General features: G+C 34.6%; 2 protein-coding genes. One reads left to right on the top strand and one right to left on the bottom strand.

Annotated elements, in window-relative coordinates:
* Window positions 1-25: 25 nt before the first annotated feature.
* Window positions 26-1,297, top strand: a complete 1,272-nt coding sequence (locus M0P98_09515) for a transposase family protein (protein ID MCK9267083.1) — start codon at window positions 26-28, stop codon at window positions 1,295-1,297.
* 106 nt (window positions 1,298-1,403) lie between these two features.
* On the opposite strand, the gene M0P98_09520 is transcribed toward M0P98_09515, so the two are convergent.
* A partial coding sequence (locus tag M0P98_09520) for a hypothetical protein (GenBank protein ID MCK9267084.1) occupies window positions 1,404-2,638 on the bottom strand: 1,235 nt, incomplete at its 5' end.

A 2,638-nucleotide genomic window follows, 5' to 3' on the forward strand; every position in this document is an offset into this window, starting at 1 on the left:
AAAAAAGAAAACAGGGAGGTAGTAAATGGAGTCAGAGAGGCTAATGATGAAAGAGAAAAAGAAGATAAGTAAAAAGATGGCACAACGGTATCAAAAAGCAGGAAAGAAAGAAAAGGGAAAGATATTAGATCTTTTTGTATCTCTAACAAATTATACCCGATGTTATGCAAGCTGGATATTAAGGAATTGGGGAAAAAAAGTAGTAATATATACAGGTAAGAAACGTATAATTTTTGTCGGAGAATGGCAAAGTTATGGTAAAACAAGCAATCGTAAAGGTAAAAGAATTTATGATGAAAAAGTGCAGATAGTTTTAAAGAAAGTATGGTGTATTTTAAACTATCCTTGTGGGACAAGGCTAGCCGATTACATGCAAGAGATAGTTAGGGTATTAGAAAAACATAAAGAGATAATTTTAGACGCAGAAACAAGAGAGAAACTTTTAAAGATAAGCCCAAGAACTATAGATAGATTATTGAAGGAAGAGAAGAAGAAAATGGAATTGAAAGGCAAAAGTCGGACAAAACCTGGTATGTTATTAAAACATCAAATACCGATACGCACCTTTTCTGAATGGGATGAGAAACAAGCTGGCTTTCTGGAAAAGGATTTGGTAAGTCATGATGGTGGAAAAGTGGAAGGGATGCATGCTCAAACCCTTAGTATGACCGATATACATACTGGTTGGACAGAAACTATTGGAGTAAAAAACAAGAGTCAAAAATATGTATTTGCAGGATTAAAAAAATCTATTTCAAACTTTCCATTTCCTATATTAGGGTTAGATTCTGACAATGGTAGCGAGTTTATAAATGCTCATTTACAAAAGTACTGTGAAGAAGAGAAAATAACCTTTACCAGATCAAGACCTTATAGGAAAAACGATAGTTGTTACATAGAACAAAAAAACTGGCATATAGTAAGAAAAACGGTTGGTTACTGGCGTTACGAAAAAGACCATGAAATCTTTCTATTAAACAAAATATACGAAAACTTGAGGCTTTATACAAACTACTTTCAACCACAAATGAAACTTATAGAAAAAATCCGTAAAGGCAGTAAAGTAAGTAAAAAGTATGATATTGCGACAACCCCTTATCAGAGAATCTTATGTTGCCCAAATATTGCAGAAAGTATAAAAGAAAATCTCAAAAATCAATATGAGACTCTTAATCCCGTTGTATTACAAAACAATCTGATAGACTTACAAAGATTGCTTTTTAAGGTAGTAACAAAAAATCAGTTCTATAAAAACAGATTCGAAGAAAAGAAGAAAAAACAACTTGCGTTAAAATAGATTTTAAAATGGCATAACGATTATGCCTTTATATAGATTTCTATTTGACGCAACAGGGGTTTTAAGAATTCTCTAATAAATAAAAACCAATTCCTTGCTACTTATTTTATTTTTCAAACTTAATAAACCCAGCGTTCTCAACTCGCCATAATTGTGTCCCGGTAGGTATCCAGTTAAAAAACCCAGCTTTTTTATATGTACCTAAACTAAACGCAAGTTGTTCCACCTCTTGCGGATTAATACCAATCTCTCTAAGAGGTATCTTCATCTCGGAGGTCCACTCTTTTGTTTCATTGTTCAAAACAGAAACTTTATACTCAATGGTGCTCTCAAGTTTTTTGACTCTTTCATAAGGCATCTTGAAAGGGTTGTGTACGACAAACTCTCCATCAATTTTACCTGTTAAAATATATATAGGCCCAGTTACCATATCATCTATCCACCATCCGTGGCTATGGGTACCGAGTTGTGTTTCTATACCTACCTCAAACCAGGGTTGATGGTTTTTCACTCGAGGCAACATACCCTCAACAAACGGGTCAGGGTCGTGTTTCATACCTATATATAGGTTATCATTATCATACTTAACCCAAGCATACGATTTTGCACACTTAGTATCTAACCCCATATGTTCTTTCCCTACAACAATGGATTGGTTAAGGTTCAATTCGCCCCATTCAGTTTTATCAAGTTTACCATCTATTGTTATGGGAGTTCTTCTTTTTTGTACAGTATAATATGCAGGTGGGCTAATTCTTTTTACAGGTACCATAACTGTTCTATTCGCTTGTGTTAACGGGCTATAGTCAGGATTATAATATTTACCGATCTCTTCTTTACCTCTCTTAACAGGCCAAGTTGCTCTTAATGGGCTTTCATATACACCTATATTTTTTTGAGATATAGGGTCGCATCCTGTTAGCCCATACCCAGAAAATCCTGGTCTAAGAGTAAAATTTAGATTTTCTTTATCTACAAAAAGGATATCCTCACCATCCCAGTTGTTTCTTATAATATTATCGTTCTTAATACCGGAGGCAATAGAAATAAAAGGTCCACCTGTGTTTATATTCCGTTCTATAAAATTGTCCATCGCCCATCCCACAGGTTTTTCTTTATATAACATATTAACCAGCTGAGGGTACCTGTAACTCCAAGGCGGTTGTTTATAACGTACTCTTGTAAGGTATCTTAAAGCAAGTCTTGATATTCTATCTGCAAGAGGTTCTCCATCAGGCGTGTTAAAAAGCAGCCATCTATTACCTTGAGAAACCCCTACAACTTCTCCTTCTATAAACAGGTTGTTCTCAATACGATTTTCGGGTTGTGAATTAGAAATTC

The organism is bacterium (genome assembly GCA_023230585.1).
In the GTDB taxonomy this organism is placed as follows: domain Bacteria; phylum Ratteibacteria; class UBA8468; order B48-G9; family JAFGKM01; genus JALNXB01.